Here is an 18,397-nt window from a genome sequence, read left to right on the forward strand (position 1 = left end):
GACACGTCAGGCTCCTTCCAGCAGTAGGTCGCAGAGCGCCTCGCTGATCGGCAGACCGGTCAGCTCCTCGATCCACAGCCACTGCCCGTTGGGGTTGATCTCCAGAAACACGTAGCGGCCGTCCGGGGTCAGGACCAGGTCCAAGGCTCCGTAGGCCAGGCCGAGCCGCTCGGTCATCGCCAGGCACCGATCGGCGATCTCGTCCGGCAGCCGATGCACGTGATGCGGGGTCACCCCGAGGTCGTACCAGCGCCAGTCCACTCTCGCCCGGTTGCTGGTCTGGGAGTGGATCTCGGCCGCGAACACTTGCCGGCCGACGACGGTGACCCGCAGCTCCAGCCGCTTGGGCACGTACTGCTGCACGATGACCGGGGAGAACCGCAGCGCGTCCGCGTAACCGACATCGCGGGGCGAGACGAGCTCGCACTTGCGGATGACCGTGTGACCGGCGGCGAGGTTCTCCACCCACGGCATGCCCATGGGTTTGGTGACGATCTGCCCGTCATGACGGTTGTGGAAGTCCCACAGCGCGTCCGGCTGGGTCGCGATCAGCGTCTCGGGGATCTCGAACCCCAGCTCGGCGGCCAGCATGAGCTGCGACGCCTTGTGACCGGCCCGCCGGAACACCGACTCGCGCGCGGGCACGACCCGGCACGGCAGGTGCTCCCACAGGTCGCCGATCAGGTTCACGCTCTCCAGGGCGGTGTAGGCCGCCACCGAGGGGTCGGTGATCTCCGGATGGGCCTCCGGCGGCTGGGGCCGCCGCCACCACAGCGCGGTCAGCGAGTCCAGGTCGAGCGTGCCGGATTCGGTGTGCAGCAGCCGCCGGGCCAGACCGTGCGCGGTGTAGGCCAGCTCGACGTGCGCCCGTACGAGGTAGTCGCGGTTGTCGAAGACGGTCGTACGAGCACCGCGCCGGGCCAGCAGCTGCCTGAGGTGGTCGGCGTGCGGGTCGTGGTCGCGGGTGAGGACGAGGACATGCGGGGGTGACACGGTTCTCCTTGCAGAGCGGGCCCGCGCGCGGGGCGGCGGGCCGCCGGTGAAGGTGGGCCGTCGCCGCCGCCCCACACGGGGAACGGCGGCGACGGCCGGCTACGCAAGCGAATGCCCGTTAGTCCGGGTAGCAGACGCCCGGCGGGTCGAAGTACTCCGCCGTGGTGATCACGATCTTCTGGCCGCCGCTGAGGCTGCTCAGCGCGCTCTCGTCCAGCTCCATGCCGGCCGGGGTGATGTCACCCAGTTCGGTACGCGGTGTCGCGTTCATGGAACGTTCCTCCTTCCGTTGTGAGAAAACCATCTCGCGGCCAATTCTGCTTATCTTCCTTGTGAGCCGTTTGAAATGACTTGTGAGCGCTTGTGGCACGGGGTTGGGGGTTGAGGAACATCGGAATGAAAACTGGCGCTAAGCCCTCGTTGTCCCCGGTGAACGGTTGATAGCTCGCCGACGGCGAGATCGGCGAAGGCCTGGAGGTGCTGTGGGGCAGGGCGGCGGTCAACACCTGGAACGCGCGCCGCGCTTTGGCACTGTCGTGGCCGGCATGGTGCTCGGCGGGCGGGTCGTGGTCGCGGGTGAGGACGAGGACATGCGGGGGTGACACGGTTCTTCTCGCAGAGCGGGCCCGCGCACGGGGCGGGGGCCCGCCGGTGAAGGTGGGTCGTCGCCGCCGCCCCACACGGGAACGGCGGCGACAACCGGCTACGCGTCCGGGCAGCAGATGCCCGGCGGGTCGAAGTACTCACCCGTGACGATCACGGGCCGCCAGCCGCCGTTGAGGCTGCTCAGCGCGCTCTCGTCCAGCTCCATGCCGGCCGGGGTGACGTCACCCAGTTCGGTACGCGGTGTCGCGTTCATGGAACGTTTCTCCTTTCATTGTGAGAAAACCATCTCGCGGCCAATGCTGCTGATCTTGACTTGGGAGCTACTTGAAGGGACTTGTGAGCACTTGCGGCATGGTCTTCGCGGTGGCTCATCCGTGGTGCGCCGGGAGCTGCGCCCGGATGAGGCTCGCGTACAGGCCGCCCGCGCCGATCAGCGTCTCGTGCACGCCGCGCTCGACGATCCGGCCGCGGTCGAGCACCAGGATCAGATCGGCGTCCCTGATCGTGCTCAGCCGGTGGGCGATCACGATCCGCGTCTGCGGCAGGGTGCCGAGATTCGCGCTCAGCGCCGCCTCGGTGTCGGTGTCGAGATGGCTGGTGGCCTCGTCCAGCAGCAGGATCTCCGGCCGGCTCAGGATCGCCCTGGCCAGGGCGACGCGCTGGCGCTGGCCGCCGGACAGGCCCCCGCCCTCGGTGAGCAGGGTGTGGTACCCCATGGGCATGGCGACGATGTCGTCGTGGACGCAGGCCAGCCGGGCCGCCTCCTCCACCTCGGACAGCGTCGCGCCGGGATCGCCCAGCGCGATGTTGTCCGCGATCGAGCCGGTGAACAGGGCGGGCTCCTGCGTGACCACCCCGAAACGGCGCCGCAGCCATCGCGGATCCAGGCTGGACACCGGGGTTCCGTCGTAGCGGATCTCGCCCTCGACCGGTGGGAACAGTCCCAGCAGGAGCCGTGCGAGGGTGGTCTTGCCGGACCCGGACCTGCCGACCAGCGCGACCTTCTGCCCGGGAGAGATGTGCAGGTCGATCTCGCGGACGATCCATGGGCTCTCCGGCGCGTACCGGAAGCCGACCCCGCTCAGTTCGACCCCGCTCGGCCCATCTCCCCTCGGCTCGGCGACCATCGGCTCGGCCCGGCTCTGCTCGGTTCCGCCGGTGGTCTCAGGAGCGGTGTCCCAGATGTCGGCGAGCCGTTCCGCCTGGGCGCGGGCGGTCTGAAGGCCCCGCAGGCTGGCGGTCAGCGAGGTCATCGGCGCCAGGGCGGCGGCGGCGAGGGCCAGCACGCCGAGCATCGCGCCCGGGGTGAGCCGATCGTCCACCACCTGCCACGCGCCGGCCCACAGCAGCGCCAGCGGGGCGGCGAACCGCAGCGCGGCCAATACGTTGTCCTGCATGCCCTGGGCGAAGGAGCTGCGCCGCGCTCGCTGGGTCTGGATGTTCAGCAGGCGCGTCCAGCGGTCCAGCACCTGGGACTCCGCGCCGGACGACTTGATCGTCTCGATGCCCTTGACGGACTCGATGAGTTGTCCCTGGGCGTCGTTGCGCGCCTCCTGCTCGCGGTGGACCAGGTCGCGGATCCGCTGCCGGGTGAGGAGGAGCACGAGGAACTGGGCCGCCGCCATGATGGCGAGCACCCCGCCGAGCAGGGGCGACCGTATGGTGATCACGATCAGGTAGAAGACGGCGAGGGGCGCGTCGAGCAGCGCCGACAACACCTGCCCGGTGAGAATGTCGCGGAGCAGCCCGGCCCCGGCGATCCGCGCGACCAGGTCGGCGGAACCCCGGTGGGCGAAGAAGCGGAACGGCAGGGCGAGCAGCCGCCTGGCCAGATCGTCGAGGAGAGTGGTGTCGGCCCGGGCCCGCAGCACGACCAGCGCCCAGGCTCGCAGGCCTCCTGCCGCGAGATGGGCGAGCGCCGCCGTGGCCGCGGCCAGGCCGAGCAGGAGCAGCAGGTCGATCTCGCCGCGTCCCAGCACACGGTCCACGACGCTTTCGGTGGCGGCGGGCAGTACGAGCCCGAGCGCCTGCAGGAAGAGGCTGAGCAGCACCAGGGTGGCCAGGATGCCCCGGTGGTTCAGCACGCTGAACCGGATGTAGCGCGACCACCAGGAACGCCGCGCACCGAAGCGTCCCCGTTGAAAGTCCGGGCCGGGGGCGAAGGTGAAGGCCACGCCGCTGTAGTCGCGGGTGAACTCCTCCCGGGTGAGCCGGATCCGGCCGGCCGCCGGGTCGACGATCGTGATCGTCTCCTCGGCGACCCGCTCGACCACCACGAAGTGCCGGGTCTTCCAGTGGGCGATGGCCGGCAGGGGGAGCGTGGGCACCTGTGCCGCGGGCAGGGAGAACGCGCGGGTGGTCAGTCCGCGTGCCCGCGCGACGCGTACCAGGGTGAGCGCGCTGACGCCGTCCCGGCCTATGCCCATCTCCCTGGCGAGGGCGGACACGTCGGTGTGGTGCCCGTGCGCGCCGAGGACCATCGCGAGGCAGGCCGCCCCGCATTCGACCGTGCTGTGTTGGAGGATGACTGGAACTCGCATGGAGCGGAAGTCTCCGCCAACCCGGTTGTGAGCGGCTGGTTGTACTGCCAAGCAGGTTGGTGACGTCGCTTGGCACGAGTTGAACCGGCCGGTCGTGAGGCCGAGTCGTCCGGCGGCGTCAAGAAATCTGTGCGGGCAGGTAGAAATCCGGTTCGCGGCTCCGACTCTCTACCGAGCGGGCCCCACCGGGGGCCGCCGGAACAGGAGCGAAGCGACATGACAAAGGTGACGGCACAGATGTCGGTGTCACTCGACGGCTACTACGCCGGTCCGCGACACAGCGGTGAGGCGGCGAACTGGATGGAGTCGGCGGAGGCCGCGGGCTTCTTCCGGGTCACCCGGTGGGTGATCGACGCCATGGCCTGGCGCGAGCGGCAGGGCTTCGCGGGCGGCGAGCAGGACGTCAACTCCGACATCATCGCCGAGTCGTTCGAGGCCGCCGGGGCCTACGTCATGGGGCGGAACATGGCGGACGGCGGTGAGGTTCCCTGGGGTGACGAGCCGCCGTTCCGCGCGCCGGTGTTCGTCGTGACCCACCGTCCCCGCGAGCCCCTGGTGCGTCAGGGCGGGACGAGCTTCACCTACGTGACCGACGGCATCGCCAGCGCCGTGGAGCAGGCACGCGCCGCCGCGCGAGGCAAGAACGTGGCGATCGCCGGAGGGGGGACCCTGCTGCGCCAGGTGATCAAGGCCGGCCTGCTGGACGAGCTGGAACTGCACATCGTCCCGACCGTGCTCGGCACGGGAATGCGCCTGCTCGACGCCGACCTCGATCTCGCCGAGAAGGAGGCGATCGAGCTCACCCCCACCAGGGTGATCCACACCCCCGAGGTCACGCACATCCGCTACACCGTCAACGGGCGGGCCGCCCTCGTCCTCGACGACCGCGGCAGCGGCACCGGTGCCCCGTAGCTCTCCGAATCGGCCGACACGCCTTTCCGGCGCTCGGAACTCGGGCATCTCCCCGGACTGCGGGAGTGGCTTCGCTGAAGAGCGCCGGAAAGAGCACCGGACTGCCCACAGGTCTCCACGATGCGCGAAAGGAGTTCCTCGATCCGGAGCCCGGCTTCAGCCCGCCTGAGGCCGGCTCTCCTTTCCGTCCAGCCACAGAGTGTCGGACTCGTCGCGGTGGGAACCGGAGCTGCCGACATGCTTCGCGTCGATCTTCGGGCCCTTCTTGATCACATGCACCAACGCCATCGCATGCCCACGCCCGAGGTCGTAATCCTGCTTCAGCCACTCGACGATCGTCCCCGCCTTGGTGGCCGGGTCGTCGAAGCCGCGCTCCTTCGCCAACGCGATGAACTCCCGCGGCGTTAGTCCGGTCTTCTCCTCGATTTTGTCCAAGTAAGCCTGGAATGACATGGTGCTCTTTTCGCGTTATGGACTGTTTCGAGTGCAGTATCCCATCAACGGTGATGAGCGTGCCTTCTGGGACGGCCCATCCGTCGACCTGGCCACGCTCCTCGGCGAGTCCACCGACCCGTGGGCCGCCGATCTGTGCGGCCTGGAGCTCGTCGCCGCCGACAGGCGGCGCATCGAGTCGGAAATCAGGCGTCTCCCCGGACTTGGAGAGCGCGGACTACCCGCAGGTCTCCACGACGACAGCGGGCGCGCGGGACGGCACCGGCATCGACGCGGGGTTCGGCCGTCCGGACGGATGCTGCGGCCGAGCGGTCAGGAGGCGAAACTTCCTGTTCATTTACGCGCCCTCACACTCTATGATCTTGACTCGGCGGAGTGCGTCCTCGTGCAGGAGCTTGTCCGCCGCCTGGGCTGCCGTTCATCATGAATGGATCGATCGGTCCGGTGAGCTGGTACTGCGGGGTGATCCAGCAATAAATCGCCATTTTTCCTATTTTCGAGTGATTCGTTAATTTGATAGCTCGCCTGGTGGGGCGATAGGGGGCACGCGTGACGGCTGACGGTATCGAGGCGCTACTCGCCGGCCGATACGAGCTGCTGGGAGAGATCGGCACCGGGGGAATGGGCACGGTGTGGAGAGCCCGTTCGGTGGTCACCGGCGAGCCGGTGGCGGTGAAGGTCCTGCACAAGAACCTCAGCGCCGACGACGGCTTGGTGCTGCGGTTCGTGCAGGAGCGCAATGTGCTGCGCGCGCTGCGCCATTCCCACATTGTCACGATGCGCGACTTCGTCATGGGCGGCGACCAGCTCGCCCTGGTGATGGATCTCGTCGACGGCAAGGATCTACGGGCGCTGCTGCGTGAGCGTGGCTCACTACCTCCCGCCGAGGCCGTACGCCTGGTCGGCCAGATCGCCGACGCGCTGACGCACGCTCATGCCCACGGCGTGGTTCACCGTGACGTCAAACCGGAGAACGTCCTGGTCGATGCCGCCGGACAGGCACGGCTGACCGACTTCGGCGTGGCGCGTCTCGCGCACGGCCCCAGCCTGACCCAGACCAGCTTGATCCTCGGTACTCCTTCCTACCTGGCGCCCGAAGTGGCCGATGGGCACTCTGCCACCCCCGCCGTGGACGTCTACGCGATAGGCCTGGTGCTGTACGAGTTGCTGGCCGGACGCCCGCCCTTCGTCGGCGACCATCCGATGGCCGTGTTGCGCCAGCACGCGATCTCGGCCCCACGCAGACTGGCCGGGATGCCCGATGCCGTCTGGTCGATGATCACCACCTGTGTCGCGAAAGATCCAGCGCGGCGGCCCTCCATCGACCACGTGGCCGCGACCGCACACGCCCTGGTGCCGGCCCTGGCCGGCCTGCCCGCGCTTCCCCCGATCAGCCGGACGGCCGACCCCGCGATCACCCGCGAACCCCTGGCCCCCGACGTGGCCCCCGACATGGTCGTCACATCGCCTCGTCCCCGGCCCGAGTCACGATCACGGCCCAGGCGGCGCCTGATCGGCGCGGCGGCGGTCACGACCGCGCTGGCCGCCTCAGCCGCGGTGGCCCTGGTGGTGAACTCCTCCGGCGAGGCCGCTCTCACCCCGTCGGCAGAGCCTGCCACGGCCGCGGCCGCCCTGGCTCCGACGACGGCCCGGAACACACCGCCGACCCCGCAGGCCGACGCCACCTCCTCGAAGGAGTCCCCGCTCCCCAAGCCCAAGCCCAAGCCCAAGCCCAAGCCGATATCCAGCACCCCGCCGATCACCGCCGCCGAGCCCGCCGAGAAGGACGAGGCCACCGCCAGACCGTCGCCGAAATCCACCCGGCCGAAGACGGAGGTCACCCCGGAAGACGAGGGACCGGCGGACACCCCCGCCTCCGAACAGCCGCAACCCCAGTGGCGGTGCAGGTCGTGGATCTCCACCGGAGACGGCACCGGCACGCAGATGTCACCCTGCATGGCCCTGGTCGGTGACGTCTTCCATCTCCTCGGCCGTATCCGGGGCGCCGCCGATGTGCGCTCGGACGTACATGTCCAGCTGTACAACACCGACGCCGACAGCAACGTGGCCCAGCCCATGATCTGCACCGGTCTGTCACCGGCCGCCGACGGCGCGGTCGCCACCTGCGGCCCGTTCACCGTCACCGCTCAGCGCGTGGGGGCGAAACTCAACGTCCGGCAACGCTGGCGCAGGAGCGGCACCTCCGCCTTCGGCGGGGGCAGCGAGAGTCCCTGGGTGTTCTGGTAGTTCCGGAGCGCCGGACGGCTCCAGCCTCCTGAACCCCGGCCCCCTGCCGGTGGAGATCCCGGTGCCGTGGCGGTCGCGGCGTAGCGGTGGCCGGCCTGCCCGGAGTCGAGCCGCAGGGTGATCTCGTGGTCGTCGTCCGGACGGGAGCCTTTGCGTGGTCGTGGCGGGGGATCGGGTTATTCGCCGGTGACGCCGTCGATCCGCTCGCGCAGCAGGTCGGCGTGGCCGTTGTGCCGGGCATACTCCTCGATCATGTGGACGAGGATCCAGCGGTGGGAGCAGTCCTGCCCGTGGCGCTGCCGCTTTCCGACGGCGTCCAGCGGCACCTCGGCCGAGAGCCTGCGGGCGTGCTCGATCTCGGCCCGCCAGGTGGCGAAAGCCTCCTCGGCGGAGGCGGTGTCCACGTCGTTGAACTCGGCGTCGGGGTCGTCGGTCTGGTAAAGGCGAGGGACGTCCTCGTCGTTCAGCACGTGGCGGAACCAGGCGCGCTCCACGTGTGCCATGTGGCGGACCAGGCCGAGCAGCGACAGCGTCGACGGCGGTGCGGAGCGTTGGCGAAGTCGCTCCTCCGAGAGCCCCGCGCACTTGACGGCCAGGGTCTCACGATGCCAGTCGAGCCAGTTGTTCAGCATGGTGCGCTCGTCGCCGAGAAAGGGAGGGGGGACACGGTCGTCAGTCATCGCTCACAATTCTCCTGCCTGCGAAGTGCCGTCTTGGATTCGTGGCCGCGGAACGACACGATACGACCTGCTGTGACGCCCGGCTCTCAGGCTCGGTACAGCGTGCGATTCGGCCCCGCTGTTGGCCGCCGACTCTCAAGGTCCGTTGCCGGGCGGCTCGGCATGAAGGGCGACGGCGTCAGCCGCAGCGTCCGAACATCTGTACGTAGGTGATGGCCGGGGTGATGGACCCGGCGGCCGGGTCCGCGCTTCCCCAGGCCACTTTGGTGTGCAGCTCGGTGTAGGCCGGGTTGAGGATGGTGTCGCGGTGCGGCTTGCTGTTCATCCACCAGGTGACGGCCGCCCGCGGTGTGACGGAAGAGGTTCCCCACCCCGCGTAGGTGTTCTCGCCGATGGAGAACGGGGCGCAGCGGCGATCGTAGCCCACCGCCTGGGCGCGGCTCAGCGGGGTCGAGCCGGTCCGCGGGTTGATGTGCGGGTCGCACTGGCCGGGGTTGCCCTGCACGGGGCGGCAGTTCTTGCCCGGCTCTACCTTTCCCCACCAGCGCAGTCCGACGGCGTCCGCGGCGTGCCTGGCCGCGGCGGTGCCGAGCGTCGCAGCCCCCGATTTGCCCAGCGAGAGGTATCTCTTCAGCGGTTTCAGGCCGGTCCGTTCGGCGTTGACGAGACACAGGACCGCTGTCTCGATGGTGGTCGCCTGCGCCCTGAAGTCGAAGCGTCCCCGGCTGGTGGCGGGGAACGCGGACTGGGGCCGGTAGACGAGGTCGATGTTCGCGCAGGTTCCGGCGCCTTTCAACGGCGCTGTCGCGGCGGCCGCCGGCTGTGCCGCCGAGACGATGCCGGTCAGGCCCAGCAGGAGGGTGCCGGCCACGACGGCGGCCTGCCGGGGGCGTGACACGGGACTGTCGGGCACGGGTCGCCGCTGTTCTCGGGAGAGTTGTAGGAGGCTGCTCATCGGGGGGACTCCTCGGCGTCGGTGTCCTCCAGTGATAGGCCTGGGGACTTACAAATGCCTTGCGGTGCTCTTAAAGACCCTTAGATCGCCTTTTTTTGGTATTCACCCCCTATCGGTGGTCGAAATTTCCCTCACATCGCGCCCGGCGTGATCGTAGGTTGGTTCAGTGTGGTGGGGCAGGGGAATCGGCGGCGTTCTGGCGCTCCTGGCACTTGGCGTGCTCTTCTTCTTGCTCGGCCTGGAAAGCGCGGACCAGTTCGCCAGTGTCCTCGGCGCCTTCATCGGCCTGATCAGTCTGAGCCTGGCGGTCGTGCAGTGGCGCGCGACTCGGGGCGCCCAGGGGCTCGACGCGGCGGCGCGCGATCTCGCCGAGAGCGTCTACGCCCAGTGGTCGGCCGGGGCCGTGGTCAGGTCGCTGTCCCGGCCGGCTCCACTGCCGGTTCGCTGGGCCAGTACCAAGCGCCCGGTGCAGGCCCCGCCGATGGCCGTTCTCGGCTGGCGGGGGACGGGCGTTCGGTCGGACTCTACGCGGCCATCTTCGGCTCGGCCTTCATGATCGCCTCCGTGGTGAACACCCCCTGGGGGGTGTTCCTGCTCTCGCGTCTCTGGCTGGCGGCGACGGGACGGCTCCCGCTACGGTTCCCCCGGTTCATCGACGACGCGCACCGGCGCGGTGTCCTCCGGCAGGTCGGGACGGTCTACCAGTTTCGGCACGCCCGGCTTCAGGATCGGCTCGCCCCCGTCCGGCCGGACACGCGGCGACCCGATGCCGTCCCGGGTGAGCCGCCGGGGTTCTGGATGCGTCTGTCCGGGCTGGCCATGGCGTTCCTGTTCCCACCGCTCATTCTGCTGGTGATCCCGGAAGCGCCCGGCCTCGACCACCACTCCGGGGTCCGGCCACGCCATCTGACGCCGCTGGACAACCCGCGCTGCCCGCTGGGCTGGAGGTCCCTGGGCTGCGGGGCGGCGTTCGTCTGGGAGTTGCCGCCCGGCGCCGTCGCCACCACCACGTTCAAGGTCTCCCCAGGTCTCACCGAACAGCCCGTCACCGGTTTCCTGGGCGCCGTCGCGGTCGAGGAGTGCGAGGGGGCGACGGTCGGGCTCGCGCTCGCGGGCGCCGGATCCACCTCGGTCACCGGTTCCCGCTTCGACGACGTCCCGCTCAGGGAACTCGCCAGGGGAATGCCCGCGGACCAGGCCCGATTGACGTTCACCCTCCGCAGGCTCGACGACCGCCCCTGCACGGCCCGCCTGTTCTGGGACGACAGGGGACTCGACTTCGACCTCGTCTTCCGGCTGAGGCAGAGATTCCGCTCCTGACGGCGGGTGTCCGGCTCGATCCGCCCTCACTTCCGGACGGCCGCGCCTGCGAGGCGGACGGACAGTTCGCGCAGGTGCCGGGCGAGTTCCGGCGGTGACTCGACCTCGAAGTCGACGCCGAGCACGCCCACCGTGAACGCCACGAGGTCGAACGAGTCCGAGGCGATCTCCAGCAGGCAGGTGTGGTCGTCGACGGGGGTCACGAGTCCGCTGACGCGTCCGGCGACGTCCGTCGCGGAGGCGTGCACCCGCAGCCGGGCGCGGAGCGGCCACATCTCGAAGCCCATCGTTCTGCACAGGTAGGCCGTCACGTCACCGTCGGGTGGTTCACGATGGGCGAACCGGGGGCCGTTGGGCGTGCGCGGGGACATCCGGTCGACCCGGAAGGTGCGCCAGTCGGTCCGTTCGACGTCCCAGCCGACCAGGTACCACTTCCGCCCCCAGCAGACGAGGCGATGTGGCTCGACGTCGCGGCGGGACTCGGCCCCGTGATGGCTGACGTAGTCGAAACGCAGCGTCTCGGCGGCTCGGATCGCGGCCGAGATCGCGGTGAGCACCGCCGCCCGCACGGTCGGCCCGCTCCTGGACGGCATCGCGACCATCGCGCCTCTCAGCGCGGTGACCCGGTGTCGCAACCGGGACGGCAGCATCTGCTCGACCTTGGTCAGGGCGCGCAGCGAGGCCTCCTCGATCCCCGCCACACTGTGCAGCCCGACCGTGACCGCCACCGCCTCCTCGTCGTCCAGTAGCAGCGGGGGCAGTGAGGTGCCGGCTCCGAGCCGGTAACCGCCGGCCGGGCCCATCGAGGCGTGGATCGAATACCCCAGCTCACGGAGCCTGTCGACATCGCGGCGTACCGTCCTGGTGGTGACCTCCAACCGCTCGGCGAGTTCCGTGCCGGACCAGTCGCGGTGCGTCTGCAGCAACGACAGCAGTCGCAGCAGCCGGGCGGGTGTTTCCAACATTCCTCCACTATCGCCGCTGTGTAGGAACGGAGCTGTCCTACACACGGCGCATTCTTGGCGGCATGAGCACAGAAACGCCCTTCCGCATCGATATTCCGCAGGCAGAACTCGACGACCTGCGGGACCGGCTGGTCCGTACCCGCTGGCCGGACGAACTGCCCGGCGTCGGCTGGTCCTACGGGGTGAACAGGGGCCACCTCGTCGAGCTGGTCGAGTACTGGCGCACCGGCTACGACTGGCGGGAGCACGAGGCCCGCCTCAACAAGGTCCCGCAGTTCACCACGGAGATCGACGGGCAGAACATCCACTTCCTGCACGTACGCTCGCCCGAGCCGGACGCCACTCCACTGATCATCAGTCACGGGTGGCCGAGCACGGTGTACGACTTCCTGGACATCCTCGGGCCGCTGACCGACCCGCGGTCACACGGCGGGGACCCGGCGGACGCCTTCCACGTCGTCGTTCCCTCGCTGCCGGGCTTCGCGTTCTCCGGGCCGACCCGGGAGACCGGCTGGGGGGTCGACCGCACCGCGCGGGCCTGGGCCGAGCTGATGCGACGGCTGGGGTACCACCGCTACGGCACTCAGGGCGGCGACTGGGGCAGCATCGTCTCCCCGGCGATCGGCCGGGTGGACCCGGAGCACGTCGTCGGCGTCCATGTGAACGCGCTGGCCAACGCCGCGACAGCGGTCGATCCCAGCGAGCTGGGCGCGCTCTCCGAGGCGGACCGGGAGCAGGCCGGGCAGAACCAGAGGTGGTGGTACGGCCGCTCCGGCTACGCCACCCAGATGGCCAACCGGCCGCAGACCCTGGCGTACGCGCTCAACGACTCCCCGGCCGGTCAGCTCGCGTGGAACCTGGAGTGGTTCGTGGACTGGGACCCCGCCCGGACCGAGCAGACCCCGATCGACCGCGACGTCATCCTGACCAATGTCACGATCTTCTGGCTGACCGCGACCGCGGGATCGGCCGCCCGGCTCTACCGTGAGGCCGGACCGGAGTCGTGGGGCCCACGTCCCGAGCCCGCACCGGTTCCGACGGGTGTGGCGAACTTCCCCGGTGACCGGGCGATCCGCGGGCTGGCGGAGCTGTCGAACACGATCACCCACTGGTCGCGGCACCCCCGCGGCGGCCACTTCGCCTCGCTCCAGGCCCCGGACCTGCTGGTCTCGGACATCCGCGAGTTCTTCCGGACAGTGCGACCACGGTAGCGGCGGCCCGCCTGTGGGTGACACGACGGGCACACGCCGAGGCCCGGCGGCCCCGCTGCCCGGGGAGGCCGCCGGGCCTGGTCCGCGGCGAAAAGGATTGGTGGACTCGTCGTCTTCACCGGCATCATGGGCGGATGGTGATCAGAGAAGCCACCGCTGAGGACTGGCCCGCCATCTGGCCGTTCTTCCAGGAGATCGTCGCCGCCGGTGAGACCTTCACCTACCCGACCGATCTCGGGCGGGACGCCGGGCGCGACTGGTGGCTGCTGCCGTCGCCGAACCGTACGGTCGTCGCCGTCGACGACGCGGGGAGGGTCCTGGGCACGGCGAAGATGAACAACAACCAGGCGGGCAACGGCTCGCATGTCGCGAGCGCCAGTTACATGGTCGATCCACGGCATTCCGGTCAGGGCGTCGGCCGGGCGCTCTGCGCGTACACGCTGGAGTGGGCGCGGGCGGCGGGTTTCCGCGCGATGCAGTTCAACGCGGTCGTGGAGACCAACGCGCACGCGGTGCGACTGTACGAGTCACTCGGCTTCGAGGTGCTGGGCACGGTGCCGGGGGGTTTTCTGCACCCGGCGAAGGGCTACGTCGGGTTGCACGTCATGTATCGCGCTCTCTGAGGGGCAGCGAGGCGGGCAGGCCGAAGGGGACGAAGTGGTCGGGGCCGATGAACGAGGTGATCTCACAGATCCGGTCGCCGCGCAGGGTCAGCACGTTGAGCGCCCAGGGGAGGTACCCGCCGAGGTCGTCGTGCCGGAGGTAGGAGGCGACCGTGGGCTGGCCGTTCGCGCTGGTCGGAAGGTTCCGCCAGCCGGGACAGCCGGTCAGCGGGACCCGTACGGCGAAGTCGGTGACGGCCGCCAGGCCGTGGTACCAGTGCGTCAGCGGCGGCATCGACCAGGTGACGTCCTCGGTCAGCAGCGCGACCAGGGTGTCGGCGTCGCCGCTCTCCAACGCGGAGGAGTACCCGGCGACGATCTCCCGCAGGCGCGCGTCGCCGACCTTCCGCAGGGTCCGCTGCTGGCTGCGGGAGGGGACCTTCTCCGCGACGATCCGGCGGGCCCGCTGCAGGGCACTGTTCACCGACGCGACGCTGGTTTCCATCGTGGTGGCGATCTCGGCGGCGGAGAAGCCGAGGACCTCGAAGAGCAGCAGCGCCGCCCGCTGGTTGCCCGGCAGATGCTGCAGGGCGGCGACGAAGGCCAGTTCGACGGCTTCGCGCTGCTCGTAGCGCGCGTCCGGGGCGGCCGGCCCCTCGGCGAGGCCGGCGTCGGGGTAGGGACCCAGCCAGGCGACGTCGGTGAGCGGGGCCTCGCCGACCATGGCGTGCTCGCCGGCCGGGCCGAGGTCGACGGGCATCGCCCGCCTGCCGCGGCGCTCGGCGGTGTCCAGGCAGGTGTGGGTGGCCACGGTGTAGAGCCACGAGCGCAGCGAGCTACGGCCCTCGAAGCGCGCGAGCCCTCGCCACGCCCGCAGCAGGGCGTCCTGCAGGGCGTCGTCGGCGTCGTGGGTGGAGCCGAGCATGCGGTAGCAGTGGGCGTGCAGTTCCCGGCGGAGTGGCTCCACCAGGCGGGTGAAGGCGGCGTCGTCGCCGTCGCGTGCCCGGGCCAGGTCGGGGTCCTCGGTCCGTGCGGAAGAAACTTCGCTCACAGGCGATGATTCTGCCGCACGGCGGCGGTCTCCTCTCTGACGAGAACACCAGGAGGATTCCCATGACCCACCATCCCGTGCCCGGCTGGTTCGACATCTCCACTCCCGACGCGCAGCGAGCGCGACACTTCTACCGGGAGATGTTCGGCTGGCCGATGAACGTGCTGGACGAGACCTACACGCTGGTGGGAGGGGAGGACGGCCGGCCGGCGGGCGGGATCGGCCAGGCCGGTCCGGACAGCCCCTACACCGGGATCGTCGTCTATTTCCCGGTCGACGACGTGGACACCGCCCTTGAGCGGGCGGAGAGGCTCGGTGGCGGCCGGAGGCTGGAACCGCAGAGCGTGCCCGGGATGGGGCGGATAGCCGTGTTCACTGACCCCGACGGCAACGCCGTCGGCCTGCTGAGCCCCTGACATCCACCACCGACCAAGGAGGACAGGTCGACATGACCGAAACAGAGCTGAAAGCCGATCTGCACCGTTATCTGCAGCAGGCCCGTGAGGCGCTGCTGTGGAAGCTCGACGGGCTCTCGGAGTACGACGTCCGCCGCCCGATGACGCAGACCGGCACCAACTTGCTGGGGCTGGTCAAACACCTGATCGGCGTCGAGTTGGCGTACCTGGGGTACGTGTTCGGGCGGCACTTCGAGGAAAAGGTGCCCTGGTTCGGCCCCACCGGCCGCCTGGAGGACGTGGACCCCGCGGACGAGGTCCCCAACGCCGACATGTGGGCCACCGCCGAGGAGTCCCGCGAGTACGTCGTCGGGCTGTACCGGCGGGTGTGGCAGCACGCGGACGCCACCGTCGAGGCGCTGGGGCTGGACGAGACCGGCCACGTGCCGTGGTGGGCCGAGGGACAGAACGAACCGACGCTGCACCGGGTCCTGGCCCACCTGATCGCCGAGATCCAGCGGCACGCCGGGCACGCCGACATCGTCCGGGAGCTCATCGACGGGGCCGTCGGGGTGCGGGAGGACAACGACAACCTGGCACCGGGCGATCGGTCGTGGTGGGAGGAGTACCGGAACCGGCTGGAGCGGGTGGCCCGGGAGGCCGGCCGGAGCTGAACCCGGCTCGCTGTCGCCCTGTGCGACCGGCACCATTCGCGGAAACCAGGACGGATGTACGGAGAGGTGGCCGACGCGCCGCACCGTCGAGCAGCGGAGCAGATCGTGGGCGCTTCGGTCACACCGAACGACAAGGGAGCAGCGCTCGTGTACGCGCCTCGCGGGGACGGTCTCCCCGAAACCTTCCGAGGCGGTTTTCAAACTGGGTATCCAAATGCAACACTGAATGACTTTTTATAGTTGTTTATCGCTTTTTGTGTTGATTGGAGGGGTGGGATAGGGAAAGGAATCCCGGGAAGGCGTCAGGCGTGTTATGGAAAAGTCATTGATGGCCGGGCGGCGGAGATCGGCTCGTCTGTACCCTCCAAGGAGGCTTACCGCGTTGTTGAAAAGAATGAGGCAAGGTGGCCCCTGTGCGAGGGCACGAGCAGAACGCACTGCAAGGTGACTTCGGGGAGGCGTGGATTGAGGTGATTGCCGCAGGCTGTGGTTTCCTGCATGGGCGGCCCACCACCCTGGACCTGCAGAAGGCGGACGTTCAACTTTTCCATCGGGGTGTTGAGCAAGGTACATACAACCCGGCGGTCCTCATTCAGGTCAAAACTACGGTCGACCTCCGTCGGTTGCCCGATGGCGATTACAGCTATGACCTGGACACTGAGACCTATGACGTGTTGAGGCGTGATGATCATGCGATCCGGCGGATACTCGCTGTCATCGGTGTGTCGAAGGACGGCGAGAACGTGCGCCTGCACGCCGACGGGACACTTCTGCTCGGGCACGGAGCATGGGTCTCGCTGGAGGGCATGCCGGAGTCCGAGAACGGCAAGACCCAGGTCGTGCGTCTTCCGGTCGTCCACACCCTGGATGACCCCGGACTCCGCCTGATGTTGAGGACCTATGGAGTTCGCAGGTCAACCCCCGTACCGGATGTGAACGCGTGGGAGACACCATGAGCATCGTGCCCGGAGAAGGGGCTGAGGCTCCCGCGCTCCCCGTCTTCGTCGGCTACCTGCGGGGTGCCGGCTGGATCCTCGACGACGACGACGGCCGGACCACGCTGTGGAGACCCCGGTCATCCGATGCCGAAACGAATGTACGGGTCGTTCTTCCGGTAAGCCAGGAAGTCCGTGATTATGTGGATCGCATCAACGAGGCGTTGAGGGTACTGGCCCATGTGGAACAACGCCTTCCACAGGAGATCGCCGCGGACATGAGCTTCGGCGGTGCGGACAATGTCTCCGTGCGGTTGACCCCGAACGCTCCGGCCGGAGAGGCTCCTCTGCTCGTCGCGTATTCCGCCATATCCGCACTGCGGAACTACGTGATCGCATCGGCTGCCGCCTTGGACGCCGACTCCCTGGTCCTTCCTCCTCGACGCCCGCAACGAGCGGAGTCCTATGCCGCTCAGGCTCGAATTTCCACGCAGCCGGGAAGCTTCATTCTCTCCCTGGCCCTTCCCCTGGAGGACTCGTACCCGGAGGTGGCGGCAGCGCCGTCAGGCGGTCAGGAGTCATTGCTGGATGTTCGGCCGCCACCGTTCGGCCGTAAGGTGACGAGCAGGATGCTTGCCGCCGCACAGAGAGCCCAACGCCTCGCGGCAGAGGTCGCTGAAGGGGACAGGCCGCTTTCGTCTTTCGGGCAACCTGGCCAGGGCGCCGCCAACGCCACGGAACTGGAGGCATTGAGCTCGCTGGGAGGGCCGGATCATGACGCGTACCAGATTCGTTTCTCACAGTCACCGCTCGCCGCGGGAGCGCGTGAGCCTACGCGTCTGAGGATCACGCCGGGGCAGCAGAGGATCCTGGGGGACGCGGCGGATTTCCTGCGTACGAAACAACCGAGGGCCGACGTCACGGTCATCGGCCTGGTGGTCCGCCTGTTCCGAGAGGGAAAGTTCGGGAGGGGGGAAGTGGTCATACAGGGGATCGACGATGACACAGGTCAAGCGAGAAGATTCCGGGTTGAGCTAGACGAATCCGACTACAACCTGGCGGTACGAGCCCATGGGACCGGCCTCCAGGTCACCGCTACCGGCGATCTCGATATCCGTGGAACACGCCGCGCGTTACGCCGGTTGGCCTCCTTCTCGGTGCTGCCCGGGATCGAGGACGACTAGTAGGGCCTGGTTGGGTGGGGCCGCTGTCCGGAAGGTTCGGGGCACCTCACCGGTCCGGCCACTCAGAGCTCGGGGGCGGGGTCGAACCCGCTGGGACCCGCGGTGGACTTCGGGCCCGGGCGTCACCGTGGCCTGCTGAGCGACCGGTCAGCGGCGCTGGTCGCCGCTGCGGCCGCGGCCCCGGTCGCTGGTCAGGGTCGCGAGCAGCGGGCCGAGGCGGTACTCCACCGGGGTCGTCAGGGCGATCTCGGTGGTGGACCGGACGACGCCGCGGATCGTCAGGACCTCCTGGATCAGCGACTGCAGTTCGGCGTGGCTGCGGCAGGCCACCCGGACCATGACGTCGCTGGTGCCGGTGGTGGTGCAGACCTCAAGGACCCGGCTCAGCCGCCCGAGCGCGCCGGTGACCTCGCCCAGGGTGCCCTGGGTCAGCTGCAGGTGCAGGAACGCGGTCACCGGCAGGCCGAGGCGTTCCAGGTCGACCCGGGCGCTGAAGCCCGTCAGCACCCCCGACTCGACGAGCCGCTGGTAGCGCGCCTGAACCGTGTTCCGCGCGACCCCCAGCCGGGCCGCGAGCTCGCTGGTCCCGGCCCGGGGGTCCTCGGAAAGGGCGGTCAGAAGTTCCGCGTCGAGCCGGTCAATGCTGGTCACTGTGCGCACCTGTCGTCGTTTGC

Annotated in this window: 21 protein-coding genes; 11 read left to right on the forward strand and 10 right to left on the reverse strand. The window is 69.3% G+C overall.

What is annotated here, in order from left to right:
- Positions 1 to 6 precede the first annotated feature (6 nt).
- The 4 genes from AB0K21_RS14755 to AB0K21_RS14770 form a co-directional block, all read right to left on the reverse strand.
- On the reverse strand, positions 7 to 993 hold the full coding sequence (locus AB0K21_RS14755) for an MvdC/MvdD family ATP grasp protein (protein WP_343965636.1): 987 nt from the start codon (positions 991 to 993) through the stop codon (positions 7 to 9).
- A gap of 118 nt (positions 994 to 1,111) precedes the next feature.
- Positions 1,112 to 1,264 carry a hypothetical protein gene (locus AB0K21_RS14760; RefSeq protein WP_343965638.1) on the reverse strand — a complete coding sequence of 51 codons (153 nt, stop codon included), beginning with the start codon at positions 1,262 to 1,264 and terminating at the stop codon, positions 1,112 to 1,114.
- Between the two features lie 432 nt (positions 1,265 to 1,696).
- The gene (locus AB0K21_RS14765) at positions 1,697 to 1,852 is read right to left on the reverse strand and encodes a hypothetical protein (protein WP_364150068.1); all 156 of its coding nucleotides are present in this window, start codon (positions 1,850 to 1,852) and stop codon (positions 1,697 to 1,699) included.
- A gap of 115 nt (positions 1,853 to 1,967) precedes the next feature.
- Positions 1,968 to 4,139: a peptidase domain-containing ABC transporter gene (locus AB0K21_RS14770; protein ID WP_364150071.1), complete on the reverse strand. Its 2,172-nt coding sequence runs from the start codon at positions 4,137 to 4,139 to the stop codon at positions 1,968 to 1,970.
- 216 nt (positions 4,140 to 4,355) lie between these two features.
- Between AB0K21_RS14770 and AB0K21_RS14775 the strand changes: the two genes are divergently transcribed.
- Positions 4,356 to 5,051 (forward strand): dihydrofolate reductase family protein, encoded by a 696-nt coding sequence (locus tag AB0K21_RS14775; RefSeq protein WP_364150074.1) that lies wholly within the window; start codon positions 4,356 to 4,358, stop codon positions 5,049 to 5,051.
- A 156-nt stretch (positions 5,052 to 5,207) separates the two neighbouring features.
- Here the strand turns inward: AB0K21_RS14775 and AB0K21_RS14780 are convergent, their stop codons facing one another.
- Entirely contained in the window at positions 5,208 to 5,504 is a 297-nt protein-coding gene (locus AB0K21_RS14780) for a DUF4287 domain-containing protein (protein ID WP_364150077.1), read from the reverse strand.
- 31 nt (positions 5,505 to 5,535) lie between these two features.
- Here AB0K21_RS14780 and AB0K21_RS14785 point away from each other — a divergent pair, with 31 nt between their 5' ends.
- Positions 5,536 to 5,931, forward strand: a complete 396-nt coding sequence (locus AB0K21_RS14785; RefSeq protein WP_364150080.1) for a hypothetical protein — start codon at positions 5,536 to 5,538, stop codon at positions 5,929 to 5,931.
- A 122-nt stretch (positions 5,932 to 6,053) separates the two neighbouring features.
- Positions 6,054 to 7,751 (forward strand): serine/threonine-protein kinase, encoded by a 1,698-nt coding sequence (locus tag AB0K21_RS14790; protein WP_364150083.1) that lies wholly within the window; start codon positions 6,054 to 6,056, stop codon positions 7,749 to 7,751.
- A gap of 176 nt (positions 7,752 to 7,927) precedes the next feature.
- Here the strand turns inward: AB0K21_RS14790 and AB0K21_RS14795 are convergent, their stop codons facing one another.
- Both AB0K21_RS14795 and AB0K21_RS14800 read right to left on the reverse strand, forming a co-directional pair.
- Positions 7,928 to 8,431 (reverse strand): DinB family protein, encoded by a 504-nt coding sequence (locus tag AB0K21_RS14795; protein ID WP_364150086.1) that lies wholly within the window; start codon positions 8,429 to 8,431, stop codon positions 7,928 to 7,930.
- Between the two features lie 178 nt (positions 8,432 to 8,609).
- Positions 8,610 to 9,386 (reverse strand): hypothetical protein, encoded by a 777-nt coding sequence (locus tag AB0K21_RS14800; protein ID WP_364150089.1) that lies wholly within the window; start codon positions 9,384 to 9,386, stop codon positions 8,610 to 8,612.
- 166 nt (positions 9,387 to 9,552) lie between these two features.
- Between AB0K21_RS14800 and AB0K21_RS14805 the strand changes: the two genes are divergently transcribed.
- Positions 9,553 to 9,942 (forward strand): hypothetical protein, encoded by a 390-nt coding sequence (locus tag AB0K21_RS14805; RefSeq protein WP_364150092.1) that lies wholly within the window; start codon positions 9,553 to 9,555, stop codon positions 9,940 to 9,942.
- Positions 9,943 to 9,950: 8 nt separating this feature from the next.
- Positions 9,951 to 10,706, forward strand: a complete 756-nt coding sequence (locus AB0K21_RS14810; protein ID WP_364150095.1) for a hypothetical protein — start codon at positions 9,951 to 9,953, stop codon at positions 10,704 to 10,706.
- A 26-nt stretch (positions 10,707 to 10,732) separates the two neighbouring features.
- Here AB0K21_RS14810 and AB0K21_RS14815 read toward each other — a convergent pair whose 3' ends face one another.
- The gene (locus AB0K21_RS14815) at positions 10,733 to 11,671 is read right to left on the reverse strand and encodes a YafY family protein (RefSeq protein ID WP_364150098.1); all 939 of its coding nucleotides are present in this window, start codon (positions 11,669 to 11,671) and stop codon (positions 10,733 to 10,735) included.
- A 62-nt stretch (positions 11,672 to 11,733) separates the two neighbouring features.
- On the opposite strand from AB0K21_RS14815, the gene AB0K21_RS14820 reads away from it, so the two are divergent.
- Positions 11,734 to 12,882: an epoxide hydrolase family protein gene (locus AB0K21_RS14820; RefSeq protein WP_343965671.1), complete on the forward strand. Its 1,149-nt coding sequence runs from the start codon at positions 11,734 to 11,736 to the stop codon at positions 12,880 to 12,882.
- 134 nt (positions 12,883 to 13,016) lie between these two features.
- Positions 13,017 to 13,505, forward strand: coding sequence for a GNAT family N-acetyltransferase (locus AB0K21_RS14825; protein ID WP_364150101.1), 489 nt, complete (start codon positions 13,017 to 13,019; stop codon positions 13,503 to 13,505).
- Here the strand turns inward: AB0K21_RS14825 and AB0K21_RS14830 are convergent.
- Complete coding sequence (locus tag AB0K21_RS14830; RefSeq protein WP_364150104.1) at positions 13,486 to 14,535, reverse strand: sigma-70 family RNA polymerase sigma factor; 1,050 nt, start codon at positions 14,533 to 14,535, stop codon at positions 13,486 to 13,488. The genes AB0K21_RS14825 and AB0K21_RS14830 overlap by 20 nt on opposite strands.
- A gap of 62 nt (positions 14,536 to 14,597) precedes the next feature.
- Between AB0K21_RS14830 and AB0K21_RS14835 the strand changes: the two genes are divergently transcribed.
- From AB0K21_RS14835 to AB0K21_RS14850, 4 genes are all read left to right on the forward strand, one after another.
- A complete protein-coding gene (locus tag AB0K21_RS14835; RefSeq protein WP_364150107.1) occupies positions 14,598 to 14,951 on the forward strand; it encodes a VOC family protein in 354 nt (117 codons plus the stop codon).
- A 32-nt stretch (positions 14,952 to 14,983) separates the two neighbouring features.
- Entirely contained in the window at positions 14,984 to 15,604 is a 621-nt protein-coding gene (locus tag AB0K21_RS14840; RefSeq protein WP_364150110.1) for a DinB family protein, read from the forward strand.
- Between the two features lie 413 nt (positions 15,605 to 16,017).
- Positions 16,018 to 16,560, forward strand: coding sequence for a DUF4365 domain-containing protein (locus tag AB0K21_RS14845; protein WP_364150113.1), 543 nt, complete (start codon positions 16,018 to 16,020; stop codon positions 16,558 to 16,560).
- Entirely contained in the window at positions 16,557 to 17,723 is a 1,167-nt protein-coding gene (locus tag AB0K21_RS14850) for a hypothetical protein (RefSeq protein ID WP_364150116.1), read from the forward strand. Before AB0K21_RS14845 ends, AB0K21_RS14850 begins: the two co-directional genes overlap by 4 nt.
- A 147-nt stretch (positions 17,724 to 17,870) precedes the next feature.
- On the opposite strand, the gene AB0K21_RS14855 is transcribed toward AB0K21_RS14850, so the two are convergent.
- Positions 17,871 to 18,374, reverse strand: coding sequence for an Lrp/AsnC family transcriptional regulator (locus tag AB0K21_RS14855; protein ID WP_343965685.1), 504 nt, complete (start codon positions 18,372 to 18,374; stop codon positions 17,871 to 17,873).
- Positions 18,375 to 18,397: the final 23 nt, after the last annotated feature.

The organism is Streptosporangium sp. NPDC049248 (assembly GCF_040678965.1).
Taxonomy (GTDB): Bacteria; Actinomycetota; Actinomycetes; order Streptosporangiales; family Streptosporangiaceae; genus Streptosporangium; species Streptosporangium fukuiense.

Bases quoted from the DNA above. Each gene is read 5' to 3' on its own strand.
- AB0K21_RS14775 (WP_364150074.1), top strand. From the start codon at position 4,356: ATGACAAAGGTGACGGCACAGATGTCGGTGTCACTCGACGGCTACTAC.
- AB0K21_RS14825 (WP_364150101.1), top strand. From the start codon at position 13,017: ATGGTGATCAGAGAAGCCACCGCTGAGGACTGGCCCGCCATCTGGCCG.
- AB0K21_RS14780 (WP_364150077.1), bottom strand. From the start codon at position 5,504: ATGTCATTCCAGGCTTACTTGGACAAAATCGAGGAGAAGACCGGACTA.
- AB0K21_RS14840 (WP_364150110.1), top strand. From the start codon at position 14,984: ATGACCGAAACAGAGCTGAAAGCCGATCTGCACCGTTATCTGCAGCAG.
- AB0K21_RS14765 (WP_364150068.1), bottom strand. From the start codon at position 1,852: ATGAACGCGACACCGCGTACCGAACTGGGTGACGTCACCCCGGCCGGC.
- AB0K21_RS14795 (WP_364150086.1), bottom strand. From the start codon at position 8,431: ATGACTGACGACCGTGTCCCCCCTCCCTTTCTCGGCGACGAGCGCACC.
- AB0K21_RS14800 (WP_364150089.1), bottom strand. From the start codon at position 9,386: ATGAGCAGCCTCCTACAACTCTCCCGAGAACAGCGGCGACCCGTGCCC.
- AB0K21_RS14850 (WP_364150116.1), top strand. From the start codon at position 16,557: ATGAGCATCGTGCCCGGAGAAGGGGCTGAGGCTCCCGCGCTCCCCGTC.
- AB0K21_RS14835 (WP_364150107.1), top strand. From the start codon at position 14,598: ATGACCCACCATCCCGTGCCCGGCTGGTTCGACATCTCCACTCCCGAC.
- AB0K21_RS14760 (WP_343965638.1), bottom strand. From the start codon at position 1,264: ATGAACGCGACACCGCGTACCGAACTGGGTGACATCACCCCGGCCGGC.
- AB0K21_RS14815 (WP_364150098.1), bottom strand. From the start codon at position 11,671: ATGTTGGAAACACCCGCCCGGCTGCTGCGACTGCTGTCGTTGCTGCAG.
- AB0K21_RS14820 (WP_343965671.1), top strand. From the start codon at position 11,734: ATGAGCACAGAAACGCCCTTCCGCATCGATATTCCGCAGGCAGAACTC.
- AB0K21_RS14770 (WP_364150071.1), bottom strand. From the start codon at position 4,139: ATGCGAGTTCCAGTCATCCTCCAACACAGCACGGTCGAATGCGGGGCG.